The sequence below is a fragment of the Neobacillus cucumis genome (assembly GCF_016908975.1).
GTDB lineage: Bacteria > Bacillota > Bacilli > Bacillales > Cytobacillaceae > Neobacillus > Neobacillus cucumis.
This window is the reverse complement of the sequence record NZ_JAFBEX010000027.1, coordinates 1-26,086: the sequence shown is the minus strand read 5'-3', so window position 1 is coordinate 26,086 and position 26,086 is coordinate 1. Positions and strand designations below refer to the sequence as shown.

Genomic DNA, 26,086 nt, shown 5'->3' with positions numbered 1-26,086 from the left:
AATCTCCTCGCGGCAAGCCTCTTTAATAACGATTAACAAAACGAAAGGTTTCATTTGAAAGATAAAATATATAAGTTGCGACTTCGAGAATTGTCCAGCTTTAGGCGCCTAACGCATTTCTTACATCAAATGCTTCAAAAAAATGGTCGCAATCCCAAAGTACGTCATTAATGAAAAAATATCATTTAAGGTCGTAATCAGTGGTCCGGATGCTACTGCAGGGTCAATTTTTAAACGGTATAAGATCAATGGAATAATAGTGCCCGCTAGTGTGCCGATAATTAGGGTAAAAAAGAGGGAGGAACCAACAACCGCTCCTAAGATTAGATTACCTTGCCAAATAAAGGCGATGATGGCAATAATAATGGCACAGATTACACCAATTGTTATCCCAACTCCAAGTTCCCGTGCGATTAATCGAGTGATCACCCTTCTGTTAATATCTTGTGTTATCAGTCCCCTGACCACCACGGCCAGTGATTGAGTACCGGTGTTTCCTGTCATTCCGGCAATCATTGGCATAAAAAAGGCAAGCGCTACGACACGCTGCAGGGTATCTTCAAAACTTGAGATAATCCTTCCTGAAATCACACCGATAAATAATAATAAAATCAGCCATGGTAAACGCCTAGCGGCTGCCACCAAGGTCTTTGTTTCAAAATCAATGGCTTTCCCCGATGCTGATAATTTTTCGATATCCTCATTTGCTTCCTGAATAACAATATCAATGATGTCATCGACGGTAACAATCCCGACTAGGACATGATCGTGATCGACAACAGGGACTGCTAAGAAATCATACCGTTCGGCGGTCCGGGCGACTTCCTCTTGGTCTGTCGTAACCGAAACGGAGATAACTCGTTCATACATAATTTCACGGATTTTTTCATCCGGCTCTGCTAGCAATAAGTCTCGATAAGATACGACGCCAACGAGCTTCCTAGCTTCATCAATGACATATAAATAATTAATCGATTCGGCAAATTCAGCAAAAATTTTAAACTTGTCTACGGCTTCCCTGACCGTAAAATAGTCACGAATCCAAACGAAGCGGTTGGTCATAACCCGCCCGGCAGTTTCAGGAGGATAGTTCATAATGCCCCGAACAGCATTAGATTCCTCTTGTTTCATTCCAGAAAGCAGCGAATCCTTCTTTTCAGGAGACAATTCATTTAAGAGAAGGGCCAAATCATCATTATCCATTAAATCCAAGACTTTGCTGGACTTTTCAAATCCAAGAATATTTAGTAACTCAAGCTGTTCCTCTTTATCCAACTCTTCCATTAAATCGGCTAATGCATCTGTATTTAGAAATAATAAAAATCTTCCCTTATGTTTTTCAGGTAAGTCCTCATAGATTTTAGCGACATCATAGGGTTGAAGCTCTTCAAGAATGATTTCAAACTCCGCTTTTTTGTTTTCTTTTAACGTTTTAATGATATAAAGGTTAATTTCATCTGCAGTCATATTTTTTATCATAATAAAATGCCCCTTTCTTGGGTGCCGATTAAAAATGATAGATGAACAAATAATAAAGGTAAGTTCTATCAATTAGTATGTGTAATTGATGAAAATTTTTTGTAAACGAAATGAAATATGCTATTTGTCCTATTATTTGATAAAATAAGGAAGTATTTAAAAGGTGATTTGGAAGTTTCTTGGAAACTGTCCGTTAAACATATACCATGCGGTTGATCGGAGGAGTTTGGCTTTGAAAAAGCATCATCAAGACATACGGGATCTCATCTATGTACATCTAAATCAATCAGATCAGTATGTACTATCCTACGGTATCGAATTCAGCGAATTTGCTGCTGCTTTTTCAGGTTCATTAAATCATTTGCTTTTGCTAAAGCACCGTTTTGATGATGCTGATTTTAATATGCATACACTGCTCGAATATTGCCCGGATGACCAGATTGATAAGCTGGCGGCAGAGGATGTATATAGTTACGGAAACTTTTGCTGGATTGATTTTACAGAGGAAGAAGTATTGAATGAACTTTCCGGTCAAGAACTGGCAGAATTATTATACCTAGGTCATCAGAAACAGCATTTAAGACTGCCTTTTTATAATAAACTTAGCAATCGTTTTGTCTATTTAGCCCATGATGATGGCTGGTATAACAAAATTTATTATCGAAGCTTTAAGGATTTTTTTCATTTGTTAAGCGAAGCGATCGCCGTCAAGTTAGGAGAATTGAAACTCGAAAAATCCATCCTTGGACTTAGGAAAAAAAGGGCCTATCCGCAGGTTAATAAAGAGATCTTACTCTCATTGACACCGTTTATTAAAGAGGGAATTTGTATTTCATTAAGGGATGCCGAGCATCAACGGACACGACTGGATATTCCGATCTGGGTGATGGGCGATTTTGATAATATGGATGATATGTACGAAGAATACGAACAAATCTCCAACAAGCCCTACCATGCAAAACTAATCTTTGATAAAAGAACCAAAGAGTGGAAACTCAATGTCATATAAGCTAGAAAAACAGTCCTAACTCAAGGACTGTTTTTTATTAGGAAAAAAAGACCATTGTTTACATATTTGTTCCGTATATACTTCTAAATAGCCGGGTAGATAGAAATTGTAACAAAATAAGAGTAGATGGTATTGAAGCAAGCATTAGGTATCATAAAATAAGGAATGAGAAAAAACATTTAAAAACATGTCTGCTACATTTCCTTTCTTAATTAATAAAATGTTAAAATAAAACGTGAAAGAGAATTTGGAGGAATATAAATGAAAACAAAATTAGGTTTATTATATGGGGGAAAGTCAGCTGAGCACAAAGTTTCCTTACAAACAGCTCTTGCTGTTATCCGAGCTTTAGACCTTGAAAAATTTGAAATCTATCCTATTTACATAAATGTTGAAGGACAATGGATTAAGGGACCGCAGTTACTCGAGCCAGTTGAAAATGTTCAAGCACTTGAATTTACCAATGCAGAAGCCTTATCTCCGTTATCATTGGCACCTGCACTTTTTCAGAGCGGCCAGCAAGAATCTGCTCCGCTTGATGTAATTTTTCCATTATTACACGGACCAAACGGTGAAGATGGAACCGTCCAAGGCTTATTAGAGCTGCTGAATTTGCCGTATGTTGGGAATGGTGTATTGGCTTCAGCCGCAGGAATGGATAAAGTGCTGATGAAAAATATTTTTGCACAAGCAGGTCTGTCACAGGTAAACTATGTTTCTTTTATTAAGAGCGAGTGGGCAAAGGCAAAGGAAGAGGCCTATACCCGTGTTGAAGAGCAACTTGGCTACCCGTGCTTTGTGAAACCGGCTAACCTTGGCTCCAGTGTCGGGATTAGCAAATGTTCGAATCGCGCGGAACTAGATGCCGCTTTTGTGGAAGCCTTCCAATTTGACCGCAAAGTGATTATTGAAGAAGGTGTGGTTGCCCGTGAGGTTGAAATTGCCGTCCTTGGTAATGATGAGCCGGAATGTTCGGTAGTAGGTGAAATCGTTCCAAAGAAGGATTTTTATGACTACAAAGCGAAATATGAAGATGGGGATACAGGACTGATTATCCCAGCAGATATTTCGGAAGAGGAATATGCGGAAATGAAGGAAATGGCTGTAGATGCCTTTAAGGCGCTGGACTGTTCGGGTCTTGTCCGTGCTGACTTCTTTTTAACAAAGGATGGCAAGCTATTAATCAATGAAGTCAATACAATGCCTGGTTTCACCCCTTTCAGTATGTTCCCATTATTATGGAAGCATTCTGGCTTGGAGTATCCACAGCTGATTGAACGTCTTGTTCAGCTTGCACAAGAAAGACATGCCGAGAAACAGCAAATTAAGTATACGTTTTAATAAAAGACCTTAAGACACGGCTTAAAGCCGTGTCCGTTTCTATTTAAGAAAAGTGGGTAGATTTATAAAGAGAAAAAGGAGGGTATTTTAATTGATCAAGCGCTCTTTGAAACAGATTTCAGATATGGCCTCCGCCATAAATGACATTACCCCTTTTGCGGATGTTGTCATTGAAGGGGTGACCATTGACTCAAGGAAGATTCAGCCAGGAAACTTATTTGTACCCTTTAAAGGTGAACAAGTTGATGGACATAAATATGTGGAAGATGCCATCAAAAAAGGAGCAGCAGCTTCTCTATGGCAAAAGGATGTTCCAAACCCGCCCGAAGGCTTACCGATTATAATTGTCGAGGACTGCCTTGTTGCCTTGCAGGAGTTGGCTCGCAAATATCGCCAAGAATTATCGGTTAAAGTGGTGGGGATTACCGGAAGTAACGGCAAGACTACGACAAAAGATATGACGGCTGGATTATTATCCACTCAATATAAGGTTCAAAAAACCGAAGGGAATTATAACAACCATCTCGGACTTCCATTGACTGTATTAGGGTTAAGTGAAGACACACAAATCGCCGTGCTTGAGATGGGAATGAGCGGACGAGGGGAAATTGCCTTTTTAACAAAATTAGCCTGTCCAGATGCTGTTGTGATTACCAATATCGGGGAGTCCCACTTACTTGACCTCGGTTCGAGGGAAGGGATAGCGGAAGCCAAACTAGAGATTCTTCAGGGGCTTCGAGAAGGAGGACTTGCTGTTCTTCACGGTGATGAGCCGTTATTAATGGAGCGGATATATGAATATAAAGGAAATATAAATATCCAAACTTTTGGGCGAACGAACACGAATCATCTTTATCCTAAAGATATTACTCAAATTGAGCAAGGAAACTCGTTTAAAATTAATGCTTCCGAAACGGTATTTGAATTGCCCGTCCTTGGAACCCATAATATTTTAAATGCCCTGGCAGCGATGCTGATTGCCCATTATTTCTCAATTCCATATGAACAAATGAATGCCGGTCTGGCTCAAGTTAAGCTTACGAATATGAGAATGGAGCTTGTGGAAGGAAAACAGGGTGAAAAAATCATCAATGATGCTTATAATGCCAGCCCTACGTCCATGATGGCGGCCATTGAGTTGGTGTCCAATCTGCAAGGATATAAACGAAAGATTCTCGTGCTTGGGGACATGCTTGAACTTGGTCCAGAGGAAGAACAATACCATTTGCAGATAGGAACAGCGCTTAATCCAGAAAAAATTGATTATTTGTTCACATATGGAGAGCTGGGCGAACATATTGCTAGAGGAGCGAATCAGGCTTTAGGCAGTCATAAAGTGTTTGCTTTTAAAGATAAACTCCAATTAATTGACCATTTAAAGAAATATGTAGATAAATCGACGCTTGTTCTGGTTAAAGCTTCACGCGGCATGAGATTAGAAGAAATTGTGCAATCGTTGCAAAAAAAGTAATGAAACTGGGCAGGTGAGAAAATGATTGGCTGCTTACTTATCCATGGCTTCACGGGTGCCCCTTATGAAGTAGAGCCACTCGCCAAGTATCTAAAAGAACGAACGGACTGGAGCATTCGTGTTCCAACATTGCCGGGACATGGTGTTCCCGGCTCCTTAAAGGGAGTGCAGTATCAAGAGTGGATTGATCATGCCGAAGCTGAATTAACACATCTAATCACTACCTGTGATAAGGTATATGTAGTTGGTTTTTCAATGGGCGGTATGATTGCCAGCTACCTTGCCGCCAATTATCCGGTAGAGAAGCTGATACTCTTAAGTGCAGCGGCTTTTTATCTAAATCCGAAACAATTAACAATAGATATAAAAGAAATGATTAAAGATTCCCTCCGAGGAAACTTACAGGATAATGAATTATTTCTCCGTTATAAAAGAAAAATAAAAGAAACACCTTTTGCGGCTACATTACAGTTCCGTAGACTAGTTACTTTTATTAAACCTCTCTTGCATCAGGTAAACGTGCCAACCTTCATTGCACAAGGGGAATGTGACGGGATTGTGCCGCTTAAGAGCGCTGAATATCTATTCCATACCATAAGTGCCAAACAAAAAAAACTCGCCCTTTTCAAACACTCCAAGCATCTTATTTGCCACTGTGAGGAACGAGACACATTATTTTCTCAAGTGTTGGCCTTTTTAAATGAGAAAAAGCAGGTTTAAGGCTTTTCAACGGTTTAAAAGACGTCCTTATTGCAAAATACTAGTAACAGTGGTATGATATTCATCAACGTGTCTAAAGAACGATGATTGAAGGCATACTCTTTTGGAGAATGTCTTTTTTTTGGTAAAATAAAGAAGTAGTAATTACAGCATTTTTGATGCGTATGTTGGTATATTCAGCACTTATCTGCCAAATATTTTTATATAAATGAAGGAGAATGAACACATTGACAAAGTTTGAAGACTTAGGCCTTAGTTCGGCCACTTTAAAAGCTGTCCTCAAAATGGGATTTGAGGAAGCTACACCAATTCAATCAGAAACAATTCCGTTAGGGCTAAAAGGTATTGATTTGATCGGGCAAGCTCAAACAGGAACTGGTAAAACAGCTGCCTTTGGAATTCCATTGGTGGAAAAAGTTGATACAAAAGTGGATGCTATCCAAGGGATTATTATTGCTCCAACCCGTGAATTAGCGATTCAGGTTTCGGAAGAACTATACAAAATTGGGGCGGGAAAAAGAGTTCGCGTGCTGCCAATTTATGGTGGTCAAGATATTAGCCGCCAAATTCGCTCATTAAAGAAAGCTCCACATATTATTGTTGGTACGCCTGGACGTGTTCTAGACCATATTAATCGCAGAACGATGCGCCTTGATACCGTTAATACGGTAATTCTAGATGAAGCGGATGAAATGTTGAACATGGGATTCATTGAAGATATTGAATCCATTCTTGCTTCTACACCTGCTGAGCGTCAGACGTTATTGTTCTCAGCGACAATGCCGGCACCTATTCAAAGAATGGCTGAAAAGTTCATGAAGGAACCGCAAATTGTTCGTGTAAAAGCGAAAGAAATGACCGTTCCTTTGATTGAACAATATTACCTTGAAGTACAAGAAAGAAATAAATTTGATGTCTTAACAAGACTACTGGATATTCAATCGCCAGAACTTGCGATTATTTTTGGCCGGACAAAGCGCCGTGTGGATGAATTATCTGAGGCGTTAAACTTAAGAGGCTATACAGCAGAGGGTATTCATGGCGATTTAAGCCAAGCGAAACGTCTTCAAGTCCTTCGCAAATTTAAAGAAGGTACCATTGATGTGCTTGTTGCAACGGACGTTGCGGCAAGGGGCCTTGATATTTCTGGTGTAACACATGTGTATAACTTTGATATTCCGCAAGATCCAGAGAGCTATGTTCACCGTATCGGCCGTACAGGTCGTGCTGGAAAAACGGGTGTAGCGATGACGTTCATTACACCACGTGAAAAATCTTATCTTGCTGTTGTTGAAAAAACAACCAAACGGAAGATGGAACGCATGAAAGCTCCTACATTAGATGAGGCTTTGGAAGGTCAACAACGTGCGGTAGTAGATAAAATTACTCAAACAATTGAATCCAACAACCTTCATTATTATAAAGCTGCGGCAGAGGAATTACTTGAAGCCAATGATGCTTCAACGGTTGTAGCTGCAGTGTTAAAGATGTTAACGAAAGAGCCAGATACTACTCCTGTTAAATTAACGGAAGAGGCTCCACTGCCACAAAAACGTGAGAGAAAACAATTTGACCGTGGCGAACGCAGAAGAAGAGATGACTCAAGAGGGTCATACGACCGCAACCGTAAAAAGGCGCCTGTAAAGCCTAGAAGCGGTGAAAAGAGAACTGGCGGCGGTAAGACGTCTAAGCCAAGAAGTTATAATCATCAATAAATGTAAGAAGAGCAAGGACCTGGTCCTTGCTCTTTTTTCTCATGAGATAAGAAAGTATAAAAATTTTAACTTTGAGAATTGTCTAGCTCGATGCCTAGCCCCTCGATGGTCTACAGCCTTCTGCAGATTGCTTAAGCCATTTATAGCGAGCATCAAAATCTCCTCCTATAAAAACCTGTGCAGCAGCATCATTGTTTTGCTTTTTTTCCTTTGAGAAAAAGGGCATGGTGTTTCACTCCCTTCACAGCACTTTTTATTAGATTTACCCATAAAAGTGAAAATAAGTTGTAGTGGATTAGTACGGAGAGGGTGAAAATAATCATATCGACTAAAGCAGGGGTGGAAGATATGATTGTGAAACTCGGATATGTGGCTATGAGTGTCGAACTGCAGCAGGCATCTCCCTCTCAAACCATGACATATGCCCAATTTTCAAAGATTAAAGACCGTGAAGCAGCCATTCGTAAATTAGAGAGAATTGCCCAATCTAATATAGAGAATTGTTTGCGGCTATTAAAGCATAATGTGGGCAATGATATTCAATTTTTTCGATTTAGCTCGCGACTAATCCCCCTTGCCAATCACGAGGAGTTACAGGATTGGAACTATATCAAACCGCTAAGGGAAGGACTTGGGAAGCTGGCTGAATTTTTAAAGGACCATCCAATGCGAGTTGATTTCCATCCAGACCACTTTGTGGTGTTGAATTCATTGGATAAGGATATTTTAAAAAACTCCCTTAAGACCCTTGCAATGCATGAGGCTCTTTTGAAGGGGATGGAGGTCAATCCCGAGCATCGCTGTGTTCTGCATGTGGGCGGGGGATATGATGATAAGGAAAAAGCATTGGAACAGTTTATTCACAATTGGGGTTTTATTAAGCCGGATATTCAAAAAATGATTATGCTGGAAAACGATGATACGACCTTTACAGTTAAGGAGGCGTTGTATCTTTGTGAGAAGTTGGGGATTCCGATGGTGTTTGATTATCATCACCATTTGGCGAACCATGAAGAAGAAGATTGGGTAGCTGAATGGGAGCGGGTTGTGGCTACTTGGAGTCATTCTTCCCTTCCTGTAAAAATGCATATTTCTAGTCCTCGTTCGGAGAAGGAGTTTCGGGCACATGCTGATAATGTTGATCCCGAGATGTTTATCAGGTTTTTAAATGAAGTTAAGGGGACCGTGCCGGAAATTCATTGCATGATTGAAGCAAAGCAAAAGGACGCAGCGCTTTTTCAGTTGGTTGCGGATTTGAAGGGGCGGAGTGGATTGAAGTGGCTGGATCGGACTAATTTTTTAGTGGAGTAGGGGGGAAGACAGTTTCATCTGTATCTGAAATGGAGATGTCCTCAGGAGGCTTTATAGAGGACGGATTGTCTGGATACTAGCTGAATTTTGTCCTCAAGAAACCTGATAGAGGACAGTTTGCCTGGAAACTCGGTGAATTTTGTCTTCAATAAGCTCAATAGAGGTTCGGACAGCTCAAGGCAGAAATCACACGGAGTAGTCCGAAGTCTAGCCAAGTTCGGACAGCTCAAGCTAGAGATCACGCGGAGTAGTCCGAAGTCTAGCCAAGTTCGGACAGCTCAAGCTAGAGATCACGCGGAGTAGTCCGAAGTCTAGCCAAGTTCGGACAGCTCAAGGCAGAAATTACGCAGAGCTGTCCAAAGTTAAGCCAGGTTCGGACAGCTCAAGCCAAAAATCACGCGGAACTGTCCGAAGTTAAACCAAGTTCGGACAGCTCAAGGCAGAAATTACGCAGAGCTGTCCGAAGTTAAGCCAGGTTCGGACAGCTCAAGCCAACAATCACGTGGAACTGTCCGAAGTTAAGCCGAGTTCGGACAGCTCAAGCCAAAAATCACGCGGAACTGTCCGAAGTCTAGCCAAGTTCGGACAGCTCAAGCTAGAGATCACGCGGAGTAGTCCGAAGTCTAGCCAAGTTCGGACAGCTCAAGGCAGAAATTAAGTAGAGCTGTCCGAAGTTAAGCCAGGTTCGGACAGCTCAAGCCAACAATCACGTGGAACTGTTCGAAGTTAAGCCGAGTTCGGACAGCTCAGGCCAAAAATCACGCGGAGTAGTCCGAAGTCTAGCCAAGTTCGGACAGCTCAAGCTAGAGATCACGCGGAGTAGTCCGAAGTCTAGCCAAGTTCGGACAGCTCAAGCTAGAGATCACGCGGAGTAGTCCGAAGTCTAGCCAAGTTCGGACAGCTCAAGCCAAAAATCACGCAGAGCTTTCCAAAGTTAAGCCAGGTTCGGACAGCTCAAGCCAAAAATCACGCAGAGCTTTCCAAAGTAAATTATAGTTCACTACACTAAGTTGTTCTTAATAGTTGATAATCATTGTAGACACTTTTACACAATTTAGTGGACTTGACTTCAATAGAAGACAGTTTCACCGGAATCTAGCAGAATTTTGTCTTCAAGAAGCCTGATAGAGGACAGTTTGCCTGGAAACTCGTTGAATCTTGTCTTCAAGAAGCTCAATAGAAGACAGTTTCACCGGAATCTAGCAGAATTTTGTCTTCAAGAAGCCCAATAGAAGACACTTCCATCAAAATCTTGAATCAAACTGTCCTCAATAAGCTCTAAGAGAGGCACCCCTGGCAGACACAACTCAAAAAAAAGCGCCCTCCATAACATTATGAAGGGCGCTAAACTTAACCACGATAAGTCCGACTATAAATCGTATACTTATTAACCTTTTCTAAACTAACCTCATAACCAATCCCTGGCGTAGTCGGAATCGTAATCATCCCGTTCTCAACTGTTACCGCTGGCTCAATAATATCCTCCGCCCAATAAAGCGAAGAAGCAGCCGTGTCACCTGGCAGAGTAAAGTTTGGCAGAGAGGTAATCGCAATATTGTGGGCACGACCGACGCCAGATTCAAGCATCCCCCCACACCAAACAGGGATATCATTAGCCTGGCAAAAGTCATGCAGTTTCCGCGCTTCCGTTAACCCGCCAACACGACCAATCTTGATATTAATGATTTTACAGCTGCCAAGCTTTAGTGCCTTGCGTGCATCCTCAACAGAATGGATACTCTCATCTAAACAAATAGCCGTTTTCATCCTAGCCTGCAAGTCAGCGTGATCAATAATATCGTTATGAGCTAAAGGCTGTTCAATCATCATCAAATTATAATCATCTAAAGCGACCAATCGGTCCATGTCATCGAGGGTATAGGCTGAATTAGCATCAGCCATCAACGGGATATCAGGATATGCCTGCCGAACGCGGTCAATTAACTCGACATCCCAGCCCGGCCTGATTTTCAATTTAACCCGCTTATAGCCCTCCGAAAGGCGTTCGCCAATCGTTTCCACCGTTTCTTCTATGGAGTCCTTAATTCCAATGCTGACGCCAACATCAATTTTAGACCGTTCGCCGCCAAGAGCAGCAGATAGAGAGAGATTATGTTCTTTGGCATATAAGTCCCAAACCGCACCTTCAATGGCTGCTTTCGCCATATAATTTCCGCGCAAATGGGCAAAGAATTTTTCAAAAAGTTCATCAGGATGCTGGATTTCATTTTTTAAGACAATCGGAATTAAATAGTCCTCTAGGATATGCCAATTGGTTTTAACTGTTTCTTCATTATAAAGGGGGTCGAGCATCGCAACCGATTCTGCCCATCCAGAAAGCCCGTCCTCATTTTTTACTTCTACCAAAATAAAGTCCTTATCATATTCGGTTCCAAAGCTTGTTGTAAAAGGATGGAGTAAATCAAGCTTCAGATGCCTTAAAATGACTTGTTTAATCTTCATTACAAAAATCTCCCTTAAGTGCACATCTAGTAAGAATATAGAAATTTACCGGAATATCCGGATTGCTGATTTTTTTAAAACCGCCGACCTGCCATCCTTCCGCAAACTTTTCTGTAAAAACTTGCCGTGTTTGCATGCGCCAGTCAGTGGCCAATTCCAAATTCGTTTCTCGAATCGTCCGGAAGTTTTTAGGAATCGGTACAAAAATACGGTTATCATTTTGTAAACCTTCATATGTAAGAGGCAATACAACAGGAAGCCCTTTATCATTGATAGACCACTGTAAAAGTGAGTTTGCTAAACAAAAGTCTTCATCATATTTGTTTCCAAAAGGATCACTAGGCTGTCCATGACGAATATGCCATTCCACAAGAAAGCGATCTGTAGGGAGTCCGCTGTTTAATAAGTCTTCCATCTCCCCGTAACAGTTTGGAAGATAAGTGGAGACTACACCCCCAAGTTTCCCAATATTTAAATAGCCATTAATACTTTCAAGTGGATCATATGTCCAAGTAATAAGGGAGTAACCAAGCTTTAGCGCCTCGTCGCGCTGAGCCTGTTTTAGCTTTTCGCCGATCCCTTTATTGCGATATTGTTCATCTGTTCCTAATATATGAGAGCATAGGTAGACGGACTGACCGTTAAAACCAGGGAAGCTATATTGAAACGCAATTAGCTGTCCCTCGTAAAAGGCACCAAGCACTAAACCGCCGTTTTTGACGGCGGTAATGGTTTGGTGTGTGGGGATGGAGTCAGACTCACCCCAAATTTTACTTTCGAGTCTGCGTACATCTTCTAGCTCTTCAATCGTATATAGGGAACGAATTTCAATTTCTTTTGTCATCAATGTCAATTCCCCCTTTTTTAAGAAATAAGAAAGTATAAATTTCGACTTCGAGAATTGTCCAGCTCCAGGCGCCATCGGCTCGAGGTCACAAGCGTATCCAGTTGCGGCTCCTTGGGACTCAAAGCCTAAGCCACCCCCTGAAGAAGGCAAAGAGCGCCTTCTTGCAGAGTACGTCTTAGTCTAGAGTCCCAGGGCAGTCGCCTCCACATTTAAGTCAATCCGACCAAAAGGTTAAAGAACAACCTTTCGGCGGGCTCGTCTTGTGCTTGTCGCCGAAATCTAAGCACCTTGCGCTTTTCTTATACTATTCGCGGCTGAAATCCACGTCTTGTAAGGCAACCAGTTTGGTCTTTTTCACAACCTTGTAGCCAAAATAAGCTAATAGGAAGAGTGGCAGGCCGATATAGGAAACCAATGCACCATACCAATCAATTTTTGGACCAAAGAAGGCGCCAAAATTTTGTCCAAAGACAGCTACTAAGCATAAAACAATTGCAATGATTGGTCCTAGTGGGAACCATTTTGCAACGTATGGTAGGTCCGCTAAACTTCTTCCTTGTGCAACATACGCCTTACGGAAGCGGTAGTGAGAAATAGAAATACCTAACCATGATAAAAATCCTGCTAAACCGGAAGCATTTAATAACCAGCCATAAACGGTACCATCACCAAACAGGGAGGTTAAGAAGCATAACATACCAATCAAGGTTGATAATAACAAAGCATTCGTTGGCAGACCTTTTTTACTTACTTTCTTTAAGAAAGCAGGAGCTTTTCCTTCTTTAGCAAGTACCCATAACACACGGGAAGCAGCATATAGGGCAGAGTTTCCTGCAGAGAGTACAGCTGTAAGAATAACGGTATTCATTAAGGCTGCTGCAAAAGCAAGACCAGCATTTTTAAAAACAAGTGTAAATGGACTTACGGCTACATCTTTCACATCTGTGCTTAATAATAATGGATCTTTATAACTTACTAAACAGCCAATGACAAAAATCGCTAAAACGTAGAATAATAAAATTCTCCAGAAGATTTGTTTAATGGCTTTAGGCATATTTTTTTCAGGATTTTCACTTTCACCGGCGGCAACCCCGACAAGTTCCGTACCTTGGAATGCAAATCCTACAATCATAAAGACACTCAAGATCGACAAGAAGCCGCCTTTAAATGGTGCTTCACCCTTTGTAAAGTTGTCGAATCCACCTGTATGACCCTTCATAATTCCGAAAATCATTAAAAGACCTAATACAATAAAAATAATGATTGTAGCTACTTTAATAATGGAAAACCAAAATTCCGATTCTCCATAGCCTTTTACCGATAAAATATTTAAGGCGAAAATTAAGACAAGGAAAATTGCACTCCAGATTATTCCTGGAACATGCGGAAACCAATATTTCATAATCAAGGAGGAAGCTGATAGCTCAAGCGCGACAATAATGGCGTTGTTATACCAGTAATTCCAGCCAACCGCGAAACCTAAAGCAGGATCGACAAATCGGTCAGAGTACGTGCTGAACGAGCCTGTGATAGGAATAAATGCTGACATTTCACCTAAGCTTGTCATAATAAAATAAACCATAATACCTGCGATTAAGTAGGCAGCAAGAGCTCCGCCAGGGCCCGCATCCGCAATGGTGGCGCCACTTGCTAAAAATAATCCAGTACCGATTGTTCCGCCTATGGCAATCATTGATAAGTGTCTTGTCTTTAGCTTTCTTTCTAATGGTTCTTGGGCTTTAGTCTGCTCAATGGTGGTATCTATTTTACGTGCTGTATTTTCCATTACAAACAACTCTCCTAATTGTTTTTTATATATCTTGCAATGCTGTTAACAAGGTTTGAGTTAAAATTTTTGTTCCATAAATCAACGCATCTAGTTTGAACTTCATTTCCGGATGATGTAATCCGGGCGTTAATCCACAGCCCAAACCAATCATGGTAGCGGCTAGACCTGGATTTTTAGCGGTGTAAAAATGGAAATCTTCAGCGCCTTGAGAGATACAGACCGGAACGGCATTTTCTTTGCCGAGGATCTCACAAATCGCCCTTTGTGCCATTTCCATCGCACGTTCGTTTTGTACTGCGGCAGGAACAAATGCCTCCATAGACCAGGTGAAGGATGCTCCTGTTTGTTCCGCGGCCAAGTTCATTGCGGCCATAGCGCTAGTTTTTAGCTCGTTCATTACTTCATTAGATTGTGCCCTTACATCGAGAGCAAAATGCGCTGTTTCAGGAATGACATTTGTTGAATCGTTTTCTGTTGTCAGTTGTGTCATCTTAATCGAGTAGGGAACTTCTGTTTGCAATTCAATTTCTTTTAAAGCTTGTACCAAAAGGGATGCTGCCTCAATCACATTGATTCCCTCGTTTGGCCGGGCTGCATGTGCTTGTCGTCCTTTTATGATGCCCCGAATCGTCCCAGCTGCCCCATGGATAATTACAGGAGAGGCTTTCATATATGGAAGTTCACTAACTGGCCGTACATGAGTGCCAAACAACAAGCTGACATTCTCCAGTGCACCATCCTCCATCATTTTTAGCGCGCCTTCTCCTTTTTCTTCAGCAGGCTGAAAAATAAATCTCAATGTATGCTTTGGCTTTAGACCACTTTCAGCTAATGCCAGTGCTGTATAAAGGACCATCGTACTGTGTCCATCATGACCACATGAATGATTAGGTCTAACCACACCGTTCACTTCTTGGACCAATGCATCCATATCCGCCCGCAGTGCTATGATTTGATCGGAAATTCCAGGGATTTCTGCCGTTATCCCATAATGGCCCTTATACCTTTTAACTTTGAAACCAGCTGTTTGTAGCTTTTCTGCTATGTAGCCGGATGTTTTTTCTTCCTCCCAGCTTGGCTCTGCCAGGGCGTGAAGGTCTTGGTAGGTTTTTAGTAAGTCATCTTTATGTTGATCGATGAATTCTAGTGGATTCATCCATGTTCACCTCTTAAACTACAAATCTATTCATTAAAAACTTGAAAGGTTGAATAAAGCTGTTCAAGTTTTTGTTGGTATGCTGATATGCGTTCCTTATCTTTCTGTTGAATTCCTTCGATAACTAAGTCTAATAAACTAATCACCGATGCAATGGAATTTGTGCCGGTTTCAGCATTTTCCTCTGTCGTAAGGACAATGTCAGAAATCCTGCCAACAGGAGAGAGAAGACGGTCGGTTATGGAAATCAAGGTAATCCCATTTTCCACAGCACATTCCGCAATCTTTATTGTTTCATGGGAATAACGGGGAAAAGAGAAAACAACCACGACAGATTGTTTCGTCAGATTACAAAACTTTTCGAAAAAATCACCTGATGTAGAACTTAGATTTACTTGGTTTCGGATCGTACTCAGCATGTAAGAAAACCAATAAGCTGCTGCATGTGAAATCCGATGACCGGAAATTAAGATTTGGTCTGCTTGGATTAATACATCAACAGCCTTCCAAATCTCTTGGATGTTAGCAGAATCTAATAAATTTCTTAGGATATCAACCTGGTTTTCTATTACCTTTTTAAAAACATGTTGGTCACTGGATGGAAGCAAATCAGCAGATGATGCGGCGGCTTGGTTCTGTAATAACATTTGCCGTTGAATACGCTCCTGCATTTGACTAAAGCTTTGAAAACCTAATGCATAGGAAAGGCGAATAACAGTTGTTTCGCTGACTGATGCCTGCTTTCCAATTTGAAAGGCCGTTTGGAAGGCTGCCTTATCTAAGTTTTCCATGAGGTAGTTCGCAACCTTTTTTTGCCCCGTCGATAGTCCTTTAAATTGATCCTTAACCAATTGTTTAAAAGGAAGATGTTCCATATAATCAACCCTTCCGAAAAAGAAGGAAATCCTTCACTTTGTTCAAATGGTGCAGTGAATACTTTTCATTTTTATACATTATCATAAATAAATATGAATTTAAAGATGATTTATCGATATTTTTTTATGCCTAGGATGGGATATATTGTAGGTAAAGAAACTTTTTTCCTAATAGAAAAACAGGGAGCAGCCCGAATGAAGTGGTTTACTCCCTGTCACTTAACTTATTTCCAAAAACCTAGAATAGCCAAGATAATAATCATCGCCCAAATCAGCACCTTAACCGGGGATTGGAAGGAGATATTTTTCCTTTGGCTGCTGGCCCAAGAGGCGGTGGTGTGGATTGAATCAGATAGATCCTTTTTAGTAAAATAGGGGATCGCTCCTAATAGTAAGCCTCCTAGTAACCCAAACAAATGGGCGATAATATTGATATTTGGCTGCAGGAAGGTCATGATGATGCTGACTGCACTGAGAATAAGAATAATTTGCGCATTTTGCTGCGACATCATTTTCTTCCTAAAAATAATAATCGCAATATAATAGCCAAAAAGCCCAAAGATCGCCCCGCTTGATCCAACATGTGTATAGGTTAACGGCTCTAACAGTAATGTGGCCAGATTGGCAATAATACCAGAGAAGAGGTAAACGAATAAAAATTTGCCGCTTCCGAGCATCCGTTCCAGCGCTGGACCAAATAGAATGAGGGAAAAACTATTAAACAGCATATGAGAAAAACCGCTATGCATAAATGTTGGGGTAATCAGTCTCCAAACTTCTCCTTCCATTATATAAAGATTAACTCCCGAAAAATTGACGAAGAACCAGTTGTTTGGGAATATGGGAAGAATGGTTAAAAGATATAATATGATGTGTATCGATACGATCAGAGAGACCATCGGATAGTAGAAGATAAATTCACGAAAGCTTTCCGTTCTTGTAAAAATGGACAAAACCCCCTTTCCGTTATAGCTTAAACCGTTTTGTGGTCTTGTACACTATTATGCAAATTGTAAATTAAATAGAAGGATGATAAACCATGATTAAAGGAATTGGCATTGATATTATAGAGCTGAAAAGAGTTCGGGAAATCATCAGCAGGCAAAGAAAGTTAGTTGACCGAATTTTAACTGAAAATGAAAAGAACATGTTTGAAGATTTATCGGATGCGAGAAAAGTGGAGTTTTTAGCGGGGAGATTTGCTGCAAAAGAAGCCTTTTCCAAGGCATTTGGTACTGGAATTGGAACAGAGCTATCCTTTTTAGATATTGAAATTGAAATCGATCTGTCTGGAAAACCCTTCTTTACAAAACCTGATGTTCAAGCACATTTGTCTATCTCTCATAGTAGGGAATACGCTGTTGCACAGGTAGTGATTGAGTATTAGATGCTGGCTTGAATTAAGAATCTTAAGGAGAAGTTACTCTCGGATGAGGTGTGGATATTCACGGATGAATATGCGGTACTCTCGAATGAGGTGCGGATACTCTCGGATGAGAATGAGCTACTCTCGGATAAGGTGAGAAAAGTCACGAAAGGGTTGGTAACTCGCGGATGAGGTGCGGATACTCGCGGATGAGAATGAGCTACTCTCGGATAAGGCGAGAAAAGTCACGAAAGGGTTGGTAACTCTCGGATGGGGTGCGGATACTCGCGGATGAGAATGAGCTACTCTCGGATAAGGCAAGAAAAGTCACGAAAGGGTTGGTAACTCGCGGATGAGGTGCGAATACTCGTGGATGAGAATGCGCTACTCTCGGATAAGGCAAGAAAAGTCACGAAAGGGTTGGATACTTTCTGACACATTTTAATTTTTTAGTTGCAACTCTTAGTTAATGTGCTTCATTTTCAATTTTGCTCTTTGGAAGAATAATCCCCATGGTTGTCTCATATATTCATAGGGAAATAGGAGAGACAAGGTCAGCTATGGTTTATAAGGCCTGATTCCTGCCTTTCTCTTCTTTGATAATCATATGAAATGAGACAAGAAGGGGTTGAAGGAATGAGGAAAAAGTTTTTCTTGCTACTGACTGGGCTAATGGTTATTTTCGTACTAGCTGCCTGTGGTTCTAAATCACAAGATGATGTGGTAAAAGAATTAAGGAGTAAGCAGAGCGATTTAACAAGCTATAAAGTGAATGCGAAAATGACGCTAAAAATGGGTTCGGATTCGCAGGTTTACAACGTTGAAATCTGGCATAAAGATCCTACGTTTTACCGCGTTAATTTAAAAAATGCTGAAAAAGACCAAAGCCAGATGATCTTAAGAAATAAAGAAGGCGTCTTTGTTCTTACACCGGCATTAAATAAGAGCTTCCGCTTCCAAAGTGATTGGCCGCAAAATAGCAGCCAGGCTTATTTGTATGAATCCTTAATAAAGGATATTGTGGCGGATAAAGAAGCTAAGTTTACATCCACAAAAGACTATTATATTTTTGAAACGAAGACACGGTATCAAAACAATAGTATGCTTCCATTTCAAGAAATTAAGTTGAATAAAAGTGATTTATCGCCTGCTGTAGTAAAAGTGATGGATCCAGATCGTAACACCCTTGTGACCGTTGAGTTTTCGAAGGTGAAGTTTAATGCTGATTTAAATAACGCTGATTTTGATATGAAAAAGAATATGACTCGGGCTCAGCTAAACCTGCCTGCAATGGCCGAAGGAAAGAGCAAAGATCAATCTTTCTCCGTCATGTACCCAACATATGAGTTAAAAGGAACCAAGCTGCTGGAAGAAAAGACGGTAAAGATTGAAGATGGTAAGCGAGTTGTTCTTACTTATGACGGTAAAAAACCTTTTACACTTGTTCAGGAAAAAGTAGCGGCTAAAGTTGCTTCGGCCACTCCAGCCCTTATGGAAGGGGATATCGTGGATTTAGGTGCAACGATTGGGGCGCTTAATGATCATTCATTGTCTTGGTCACAAGGCGGTATTGATTATATGATTGCCTCAAAAAAACTGACTAAGAATGAAATGGTTGAAATAGCCAAATCCGTTCAAGGTGATTCTGTAAAATAATAATGAAATTTAAAAAACAGGCCCTGTGCCTGTTTTTTTGGTATGTAAGCGGAAAAAGTAGTATCATATTTTTGTATAGGGTTCGCCGGACGTAAAAAAATCATAATATAATTTTGTGGTACAATATAAAAATGTAATTTAATTAGGAAGTGGAACGATGGTAATGCAAGGTTCTTTTTATCGAGATACTTGGGCAGAAGTGGATTTGGATTGTATTGCTGAAAATGTTGCGGCTGTAAAAAAACATTTATCAGAACACGTCGAGATTATGGCGGTCGTCAAAGCGAATGCTTACGGTCATGGGGATGTGGAAGTGGCCCAAACGGCTCTATCAGCTGGAGCAAGCTATCTTGCGGTAGCTTTTATGGATGAAGCGATAGCGTTAAGGCAAAAAGGAATTCAAGCTCCTATTTTGGTTTTAGGCGCAACAAGGCCTGAAGATGTTCAAATTGCCGCCAAGTTTAAGATAACCCTAACAGTCTTTCAGAAGGAATGGCTTCAAGAAGCCCAAACACATCTAGCAGAAGGTGACAAAGTTCCCCTTCACATCAAAGTTGATACGGGGATGGGGAGAATTGGTGTTCGCAGCGGCGAGGAATTATCAACCGTGGAACAATTTATTTTAGCCGATCCACGGTTTATTTTTGAAGGAATCTTTACTCATTTTGCTACGGCTGACGAATTAGATATTCGTTACTTCCAACAGCAATTAGCCTTATTTGAGGATTTATTAAAGGTTTTAACCAAACGGCCTAAATATATCCATACGAGTAACAGTGCTGCTGCCATTAGATTTCCTAATGCCTATTTTAATGCTGTCAGGCTTGGTATCGCCATGTATGGATTAACACCTTCTCTTGCAATGGAAAAAGAAATTCCATTTCCTTTGAAAGAGGCTATTTCACTAAAAACAAGGCTTGTCCATGTGAAGCAGCTAAATAAAGGGGATAAGGTTAGCTATGGAGCGACCTATGAAGGCAAAGAGGGTGAATGGATTGGCACTCTTCCAATTGGCTATGCTGATGGATGGATTCGGAAGCTCCAGGGTCAAGAAGTGTTAGTGGATGGACAACGTGCACCAATCGTCGGAAGGATTTGTATGGACCAGTGTATGGTACGTTTACCTTCTAATTTACCCGTGGGAACCATTGTCACGTTAATGGGCGGGCAAGGAGATCAATTCATTTCTGTTAATGAGGTAGCGGCAAAACTTGAAACGATCAATTATGAAGTTCCCTGTATGATTGCCAATCGTGTTCCACGCATTTATAAAAAAGATGGTAAAATTGTCGAAGTAAAAAATGGCCTTCTTCACAATTAACAGGAGTAAATAAAGAAATTTGCACATATTTATGATATTGCGGTAAATTGTGCATAAAAGCATCTTTTATTGGCTTATAATACAGTAGAATTATATTTAGTCTATGAATTGGGCTTGATTAGTGTTATTATTAAATATGGTACAGATATTAAATTTAAAACTCGCGGATGAATACGAGGGGCGTAAACAGAAGTGCAGTTAAATTTAAGCATCAGAATGTAATTCTGGTTAGATAAAAATGGTGTGTAGTGATGGTGGAGGTGTATGTTTGTGTCTGAAACTGGCGCAACTACGGAAATCTTAGTAAAGTTACCGCAACATCTTTTAACGGAGTTAGATGGCTTCGTTAAACAGGAAAATGTAAACCGGAGTGAGTTCATTTACCAAGCAACAAAAATGTATTTACGCGAACGGAAAAAGAGACAAATTCGCGAGTCGATGAGACGTGGATACATGGAAATGGCAAAGATTAATCTTAGGATTGCATCAGAAGCATTTTTAGCAGAATATGAGGCAGAACACACAGTTGAACGTCTTGTAAGCGGAGGATAATCCTTTGATTGTCAAGCGTGGTGACGTTTATTTTGCGGACCTATCCCCAGTTGTTGGTTCTGAACAAGGCGGCGTCCGACCTGTACTTGTCATCCAAAACGACATCGGGAATCGGTTTAGTCCCACCGTGATTGTTGCAGCGATTACAGCTCAAATTCAAAAAGCAAAGCTTCCTACTCATGTCGAAATTGATGCGAAGCGCTACGGATTTGAACGTGACTCGGTCATTCTGCTAGAGCAAATTCGTACAATAGATAAGCAGCGGTTAACCGATAAAATCACCCATCTCGATGACGAAATGATGGAAAAAGTGGATGAAGCCCTACAGGTAAGTTTAGGTCTCATCGAATTCTAGTTTAAAGCACGCTCTTTTAAAAGAGCGTTTTTTCATACATATCCTGCCTCTTCATTTTCTGCTAAAAAGCAAGCTATTCCTAGCTTGCTTTTCTTTTTGTATTACTGTGATAAAGGTAATTGTTGATTTTCTAAGAATGTTGATTGGAGCGGAAGGCGCTCGACTCCTGCGGGAGTACGGGGCAGGGGAGACCTCGCAGACGCTTCAGCGTCGAGGAGGCTCCCCGGCACGCCCGCGGGTTTGCTGAGCGACTGCAGCGGAAATCAACATTCAAGTATAACAGGGTCTTTGGATGAAACCTTTAGTTTAATTTGATAAAATGAAATGAAAAAAGGATGGAGGATTGCTTAGTGAATGATACAGCTGTAAAAGATGATCAGCTCTTAGGCAAAATTGCAGCAGAGCTTTCAATCGCCTATAAACAAGTAAAAAGTGTTATTTCATTACTGGATGAGGGAAACACGGTTCCGTTTATTGCCCGCTATCGAAAAGAAATGACGGGTGCCCTTGATGAAGTTCAGATTCGGTCGATCTTAGAAAGATGGCAGTACATCCAAAACCTTGAGCAAAGGAAAGAAGAAGTACTCCGTATCATAGAAGAACAAGGGAAATTAACCGATGACCTAAGTAAAGCTATTACGAAGGCTGAAAAACTCCAAGAGGTAGAAGACCTCTACCGACCGTATAAACAGAAAAGAAGAACCAAGGCCACTGTGGCGAAAGAAAAAGGTTTAGAACCCTTTGCAGATTGGTTGATGACTTTTCCGAAAGATTCTATCGAACAAAAGGCAAAAGAATTCCTATCGGAAGAAAAACAAGTCCTTACCATTGAGGATGCTATTGCAGGTGCCAAGGACATCATCGCTGAAATGGTATCTGATGATGCCGAGGGACGCAAATGGATTCGTAAAGAAACGTTTAAATCTGGCACGGTTGGATCAGCGGTAAAAGATGCAGAAAAAGATGAGAAAAATGTTTATGAAATGTACTATGAATATGAAGAGCCTGTAAATAAAATAGTTCCCCATCGGATTCTTGCTTTAAACCGAGGTGAAAAAGAAGATATATTACGTGTTTCGATTAAGATGAACGCTGATTTAATAACGGCTTATCTATCAAGGAAATGGATACGTGCGCAGCATTCCCCGGCAGCCCCATTCGTACAAGAGGCGATTGAGGACGGTTATAAACGATTGATTCAGCCTTCGATTGAGCGGGAAATTCGTGCTGAGTTAACCGAGAAGGCGGAAGAGCAGGCGATACATATATTTTCAGAAAACCTGCGTAATTTGCTTTTGCAGCCCCCGTTAAAAGGGAAAGTGGTTATTGGTGTGGACCCGGCATATCGGACAGGCTGTAAATTGGCAGTCGTTGACGAAACAGGGAAGGTATTAAAGATTGATGTCATTTATCCGCACCCGCCTGTTTCTAAAACGAAGGAAGCACGTGAGAAGTTTATTAACATCCTGCGTGAGTATAAAGTGGAAATGGCGGCAATCGGAAATGGGACGGCTTCAAGGGAAACCGAACAATTTGTCGCCGATATTCTAAAAGAAATGAAGGAAGAAATCTTTTACTTAATCGTCAATGAGGCAGGTGCTAGTGTCTACTCTGCTTCGGACCTCGCTAGAGAAGAGTTTCCAAATTTCCAGGTGGAAGAAAGAAGTGCCGTTTCGATTGCGCGACGCCTACAGGATCCGTTAGCTGAATTGGTGAAAATCGATCCAAAATCAGTAGGGGTGGGTCAATATCAGCATGACGTTTCCCAGAAGCAGCTTTCAGAATCACTGCATTTCGTAGTAGAAACAGCTGTTAACCGAGTAGGGGTTAATGTGAATACCGCCTCTTCTTCGCTGCTTCAGTATGTCGCAGGATTAAACAAAACAGCTGCCAATAACATTGTTAAAAAACGAGAGGAAGAAGGAAAGTTTACGAGCAGAGCTGAATTAAAGAAGGTTCCGCGTCTGGGAGCAAAAACCTTTGAACAAGCCATCGGTTTCCTACGTGTGCTAGATGGTAAGCAGCCTCTTGATCGGACCGGGATTCATCCGGAAAACTATGATGAAGTGAAAAAGCTATTAACAAGTCTTGGTTTGACGGTGAATGATTTAGGATCCGAAGAATTGAAAACGGCGCTAGGAGGACTTAATTTAAAATCTGTTTCTGAGGAACTCTCCATTGGGGAATTAACCTTAAAGGATATTATTGATGCCCTAGTAAGACCTGAAAGAGATCCGCGTGACGATTTGCCTCGCCCCCTTTTGAAAAAAGATGTCTTAAAGTTAGAAGATTTAAAGGCTGGAATGGAACTCCAAGGAACAGTCCGAAATGTAGTTGACTTTGGTGCATTTGTGGATATTGGCGTGAAGCAAGATGGGCTTGTTCATATTTCTAAGCTTAGCAATCGTTTTGTGAAACATCCATTGGACATTGTCTCCGTAGGGGATGTTGTGACCGTTTGGGTGGACTCTGTTGATATGAAAAAGGGCCGTGTAGCCTTGACCATGCTGCCCCCATCCTAGGAATTGGAAGCACCTTGCCCGAGGAGGACTCGGGCGAGACGCTAAAATAATAGGGGACACTGCTTTTAGGAGCAGTGTTTTTTTCTGTAAAAAAACCAGCACTGGTTTAACAGCTTAATCTGATAGCGGTCCTTCTCATAGAAAGCCCTTTTCATTTGGTTTTGCAACCAAGTTGGCATAGTGAAAACCTCCCGAAAAGTACATCAATCAATAAAGGTATATACAATATATGCTATAATAGGTTGTCACGTTCGTTAGAAAGTGGGGAATAGTAAAAATGGAGCAGCGTGAACTTCAATTTTTAGTAGAAAAGATCTCTGTTGAATTCTTTGGTAGGCCGTTTAAACATACAGCTGTGTTTAATCCCAGACTAAGGTCAACAGGGGGAAGATATCTTTTAGGCACCCATAATATTGAAATCAATAAAAAATATTTAGAACAACTTGGTGAAACAGAATTAATCGGCATCATTAAGCATGAACTCTGCCATTATCATCTGCATCTAGAAGGTAAAGGATATCAACACAAGGATCAGGACTTTAAACTTTTATTGAAGAGAGTAGGCGCTCCCCGTTTTTGCAATCAGCTGCCTGAAAGAAAAGCAAAAAGAAAAGTGGCAAGAATTCTTCTATATCAATGCACAGACTGTCAGCAGACCTATCAAAGAAAGAGGAGTATTAATACTTCTAGGTATGTGTGCGGGAAGTGCAGGGGAAGACTAAAAAAAATAAAAGAGATTGAATTATAAAGGAGTCATAATTTGGTTATAATTTTTATGTAAAAATAATGTTGACTTTATAGTTGTAAGTCTTTATAATGTAAAGAGTCGACAGGGCAAACGTCTTAGAGACAAGCATTATTAATGATTATTCCGCAGTAGCTCAGTGGTAGAGCTATCGGCTGTTAACCGATCGGTCGTAGGTTCGAGTCCTACCTGCGGAGCCATTTATATGGGGAAGTACTCAAGAGGCTGAAGAGGCGCCCCTGCTAAGGGTGTAGGTCGGGTGACCGGCGCGAGGGTTCAAATCCCTCCTTCTCCGCCATATAAATATTTGGCCCCTTGGTCAAGCGGTTAAGACACCGCCCTTTCACGGCGGTAACACGGGTTCGAATCCCGTAGGGGTCATCAGGGACGGGGAGTGACGTTGATTCATTTCCTGTTTCTTACTCTAATAAATCACATTGGGCTATAGCCAAGCGGTAAGGCATCGCACTTTGACTGCGACATGCGTTGGTTCAAATCCAGCTAGCCCAGCCATTTTTTAAATGAGCCATTAGCTCAGTCGGTAGAGCACGAACGAATAAGCTTCAACGAAACAGCGTCAGGGCACACGCCGAGCTGCTGCTTGAATAAGCTTACTGAGGTGTGGGCATCCGGCGAAACATAAAGTTTAGGTAACAATTCTCTTACGAGCCATTAGCTCAGTCGGTAGAGCATCTGACTTTTAATCAGAGGGTCGAAGGTTCGAGTCCTTCATGGCTCACCATTCGATTATAATATGCGGGTGTGGCGGAATTGGCAGACGCACCAGACTTAGGATCTGGCGCCGCAAGGCGTGGGGGTTCGACTCCCTTCACCCGCACCAATAAATTCCTCTTGATTCAAACGATGTAAGATGTTATTATTAATTTTGTTGTTAATTCATGCGGTCGTGGCGGAATGGCAGACGCGCTAGGTTGAGGGCCTAGTGGGGGCAACCCCGTGGAGGTTCAAGTCCTCTCGGCCGCACCAAAAAAGTTCTTGACAAACCAAAATGGTTTTGATATACTTTAAAAGTTGCATTCGATAAGCGCCCGTAGCTCAATTGGATAGAGCGTCTGACTACGGATCAGAAGGTTATGGGTTCGACTCCTTTCGGGCGCGCCATATATAACGGGAAGTAGCTCAGCTTGGTAGAGCACTTGGTTTGGGACCAAGGGGTCGCAGGTTCGAATCCTGTCTTCCCGACCATTTCAATTTCATATATTATGCGGGTGTAGTTTACTGGTAAAACCTCAGCCTTCCAAGCTGATGTAGTGGGTTCGATTCCCATCACCCGCTCCAATTGTTCTTTGAAAACTAAACAAACAAAAACGTCAACAAACAATAATATTCATTTCTTATGAAATGAAGCCAACGTAACAAAATGAGCTAATCA

22 protein-coding genes and 10 tRNA genes are annotated in these 26,086 nt (G+C 41.2%); 23 read left to right on the top strand and 9 right to left on the bottom strand.

The features are described from left to right. Positions 1-120: 120 nt before the first annotated feature. The gene (mgtE, locus tag JOC76_RS25065; RefSeq protein WP_205181547.1) at positions 121-1,479 is read right to left on the bottom strand and encodes a magnesium transporter; all 1,359 of its coding nucleotides are present in this window, start codon (positions 1,477-1,479) and stop codon (positions 121-123) included. Positions 1,480-1,711: 232 nt separating this feature from the next. On the opposite strand from mgtE, the gene JOC76_RS25060 reads away from it, so the two are divergent. The 5 genes from JOC76_RS25060 (at position 1,712) to cshA (ending at position 7,735) form a co-directional block, all read left to right on the top strand. Continuing rightward, positions 1,712-2,488: a hypothetical protein gene (locus JOC76_RS25060; RefSeq protein ID WP_205181539.1), complete on the top strand. Its 777-nt coding sequence runs from the start codon at positions 1,712-1,714 to the stop codon at positions 2,486-2,488. 261 nt (positions 2,489-2,749) lie between these two features. Further along, entirely contained in the window at positions 2,750-3,829 is a 1,080-nt protein-coding gene (locus JOC76_RS25055; RefSeq protein ID WP_205181537.1) for a D-alanine--D-alanine ligase, read from the top strand. Between the two features lie 91 nt (positions 3,830-3,920). Continuing rightward, positions 3,921-5,300 (top strand): UDP-N-acetylmuramoyl-tripeptide--D-alanyl-D-alanine ligase, encoded by a 1,380-nt coding sequence (locus JOC76_RS25050; protein WP_205181535.1) that lies wholly within the window; start codon positions 3,921-3,923, stop codon positions 5,298-5,300. 21 nt (positions 5,301-5,321) lie between these two features. Continuing rightward, entirely contained in the window at positions 5,322-6,020 is a 699-nt protein-coding gene (locus tag JOC76_RS25045; protein ID WP_205181533.1) for an alpha/beta hydrolase, read from the top strand. A 218-nt stretch (positions 6,021-6,238) separates the two neighbouring features. After that, complete coding sequence (gene cshA, locus JOC76_RS25040; RefSeq protein WP_205181532.1) at positions 6,239-7,735, top strand: degradosome RNA helicase CshA; 1,497 nt, start codon at positions 6,239-6,241, stop codon at positions 7,733-7,735. 94 nt (positions 7,736-7,829) lie between these two features. Here the strand turns inward: cshA and JOC76_RS30620 are convergent, their stop codons facing one another. Next, a complete protein-coding gene (locus JOC76_RS30620) occupies positions 7,830-7,961 on the bottom strand; it encodes a hypothetical protein (RefSeq protein ID WP_275591412.1) in 132 nt (43 codons plus the stop codon). A gap of 122 nt (positions 7,962-8,083) precedes the next feature. Between JOC76_RS30620 and uvsE the strand changes: the two genes are divergently transcribed. Then, positions 8,084-9,046 carry a UV DNA damage repair endonuclease UvsE gene (uvsE, locus tag JOC76_RS25035; RefSeq protein WP_205181574.1) on the top strand — a complete coding sequence of 321 codons (963 nt, stop codon included), beginning with the start codon at positions 8,084-8,086 and terminating at the stop codon, positions 9,044-9,046. Between the two features lie 1,350 nt (positions 9,047-10,396). On the opposite strand, the gene menC is transcribed toward uvsE, so the two are convergent. The 6 genes from menC to JOC76_RS25005 all read right to left on the bottom strand — a co-directional run bounded on the left by menC (position 10,397) and on the right by JOC76_RS25005 (position 16,925). Further along, the gene (menC, locus tag JOC76_RS25030; RefSeq protein ID WP_205181530.1) at positions 10,397-11,509 is read right to left on the bottom strand and encodes an o-succinylbenzoate synthase; all 1,113 of its coding nucleotides are present in this window, start codon (positions 11,507-11,509) and stop codon (positions 10,397-10,399) included. Further along, positions 11,499-12,353 carry a GNAT family N-acetyltransferase gene (locus tag JOC76_RS25025; RefSeq protein ID WP_205181573.1) on the bottom strand — a complete coding sequence of 285 codons (855 nt, stop codon included), beginning with the start codon at positions 12,351-12,353 and terminating at the stop codon, positions 11,499-11,501. The genes menC and JOC76_RS25025 overlap by 11 nt, the downstream gene beginning before the upstream one ends. 307 nt (positions 12,354-12,660) lie before the next feature. Then, on the bottom strand, positions 12,661-14,142 hold the full coding sequence (locus tag JOC76_RS25020; RefSeq protein ID WP_205181528.1) for an amino acid permease: 1,482 nt from the start codon (positions 14,140-14,142) through the stop codon (positions 12,661-12,663). 25 nt (positions 14,143-14,167) lie between these two features. Then, complete coding sequence (locus JOC76_RS25015; protein ID WP_205181527.1) at positions 14,168-15,301, bottom strand: amidohydrolase; 1,134 nt, start codon at positions 15,299-15,301, stop codon at positions 14,168-14,170. 26 nt (positions 15,302-15,327) lie between these two features. After that, positions 15,328-16,152: a MurR/RpiR family transcriptional regulator gene (locus JOC76_RS25010; RefSeq protein ID WP_239557962.1), complete on the bottom strand. Its 825-nt coding sequence runs from the start codon at positions 16,150-16,152 to the stop codon at positions 15,328-15,330. A gap of 248 nt (positions 16,153-16,400) precedes the next feature. Beyond that, positions 16,401-16,925 carry a rhomboid family intramembrane serine protease gene (locus tag JOC76_RS25005; protein ID WP_239557961.1) on the bottom strand — a complete coding sequence of 175 codons (525 nt, stop codon included), beginning with the start codon at positions 16,923-16,925 and terminating at the stop codon, positions 16,401-16,403. Between the two features lie 290 nt (positions 16,926-17,215). Between JOC76_RS25005 and acpS the strand changes: the two genes are divergently transcribed. The 6 genes from acpS to JOC76_RS24975 all read left to right on the top strand — a co-directional run bounded on the left by acpS (position 17,216) and on the right by JOC76_RS24975 (position 23,948). Next, positions 17,216-17,563, top strand: coding sequence for a holo-ACP synthase (acpS, locus tag JOC76_RS25000; RefSeq protein WP_205181523.1), 348 nt, complete (start codon positions 17,216-17,218; stop codon positions 17,561-17,563). Positions 17,564-18,178: 615 nt separating this feature from the next. Continuing rightward, positions 18,179-19,198, top strand: coding sequence for a LolA family protein (locus tag JOC76_RS24995; RefSeq protein WP_205181521.1), 1,020 nt, complete (start codon positions 18,179-18,181; stop codon positions 19,196-19,198). 157 nt (positions 19,199-19,355) lie between these two features. Further along, positions 19,356-20,519 carry an alanine racemase gene (gene alr / locus JOC76_RS24990; protein ID WP_205181519.1) on the top strand — a complete coding sequence of 388 codons (1,164 nt, stop codon included), beginning with the start codon at positions 19,356-19,358 and terminating at the stop codon, positions 20,517-20,519. Positions 20,520-20,789: 270 nt separating this feature from the next. Continuing rightward, on the top strand, positions 20,790-21,071 hold the full coding sequence (locus JOC76_RS24985; protein WP_098531723.1) for a CopG family ribbon-helix-helix protein: 282 nt from the start codon (positions 20,790-20,792) through the stop codon (positions 21,069-21,071). Positions 21,072-21,075: 4 nt separating this feature from the next. Then, complete coding sequence (ndoA, locus tag JOC76_RS24980; protein WP_007083556.1) at positions 21,076-21,426, top strand: type II toxin-antitoxin system endoribonuclease NdoA; 351 nt, start codon at positions 21,076-21,078, stop codon at positions 21,424-21,426. Positions 21,427-21,776: 350 nt separating this feature from the next. Next, positions 21,777-23,948, top strand: a complete 2,172-nt coding sequence (locus JOC76_RS24975; protein WP_307784771.1) for a Tex family protein — start codon at positions 21,777-21,779, stop codon at positions 23,946-23,948. Between the two features lie 65 nt (positions 23,949-24,013). Here JOC76_RS24975 and cmpA read toward each other — a convergent pair whose 3' ends face one another. Beyond that, on the bottom strand, positions 24,014-24,127 hold the full coding sequence (gene cmpA, locus JOC76_RS24970) for a cortex morphogenetic protein CmpA (RefSeq protein WP_007083554.1): 114 nt from the start codon (positions 24,125-24,127) through the stop codon (positions 24,014-24,016). 98 nt (positions 24,128-24,225) lie between these two features. Here cmpA and JOC76_RS24965 point away from each other — a divergent pair, with 98 nt between their 5' ends. From JOC76_RS24965 to JOC76_RS24915, 11 genes are all read left to right on the top strand, one after another. Continuing rightward, positions 24,226-24,696 (top strand): SprT family protein, encoded by a 471-nt coding sequence (locus tag JOC76_RS24965; protein WP_205181516.1) that lies wholly within the window; start codon positions 24,226-24,228, stop codon positions 24,694-24,696. A 122-nt stretch (positions 24,697-24,818) separates the two neighbouring features. Further along, positions 24,819-24,893 (top strand) — tRNA-Asn (locus tag JOC76_RS24960). 7 nt (positions 24,894-24,900) lie between these two features. Continuing rightward, positions 24,901-24,991: transfer RNA gene (locus JOC76_RS24955), tRNA-Ser, on the top strand. An 11-nt stretch (positions 24,992-25,002) separates the two neighbouring features. After that, positions 25,003-25,074, top strand: a tRNA-Glu gene (locus JOC76_RS24950). 57 nt (positions 25,075-25,131) lie between these two features. Then, a tRNA-Gln gene (locus JOC76_RS24945) sits at positions 25,132-25,206 on the top strand. A 153-nt stretch (positions 25,207-25,359) separates the two neighbouring features. Further along, positions 25,360-25,435: transfer RNA gene (locus JOC76_RS24940), tRNA-Lys, on the top strand. A gap of 14 nt (positions 25,436-25,449) precedes the next feature. Beyond that, a tRNA-Leu gene (locus tag JOC76_RS24935) sits at positions 25,450-25,534 on the top strand. Between the two features lie 60 nt (positions 25,535-25,594). After that, positions 25,595-25,680: transfer RNA gene (locus JOC76_RS24930), tRNA-Leu, on the top strand. 58 nt (positions 25,681-25,738) lie between these two features. After that, positions 25,739-25,815, top strand: a tRNA-Arg gene (locus JOC76_RS24925). Positions 25,816-25,822: 7 nt separating this feature from the next. Further along, positions 25,823-25,899 (top strand) — tRNA-Pro (locus tag JOC76_RS24920). A 19-nt stretch (positions 25,900-25,918) separates the two neighbouring features. Next, a tRNA-Gly gene (locus JOC76_RS24915) sits at positions 25,919-25,992 on the top strand. The last annotated feature ends 94 nt before the right edge of the window (positions 25,993-26,086 follow it).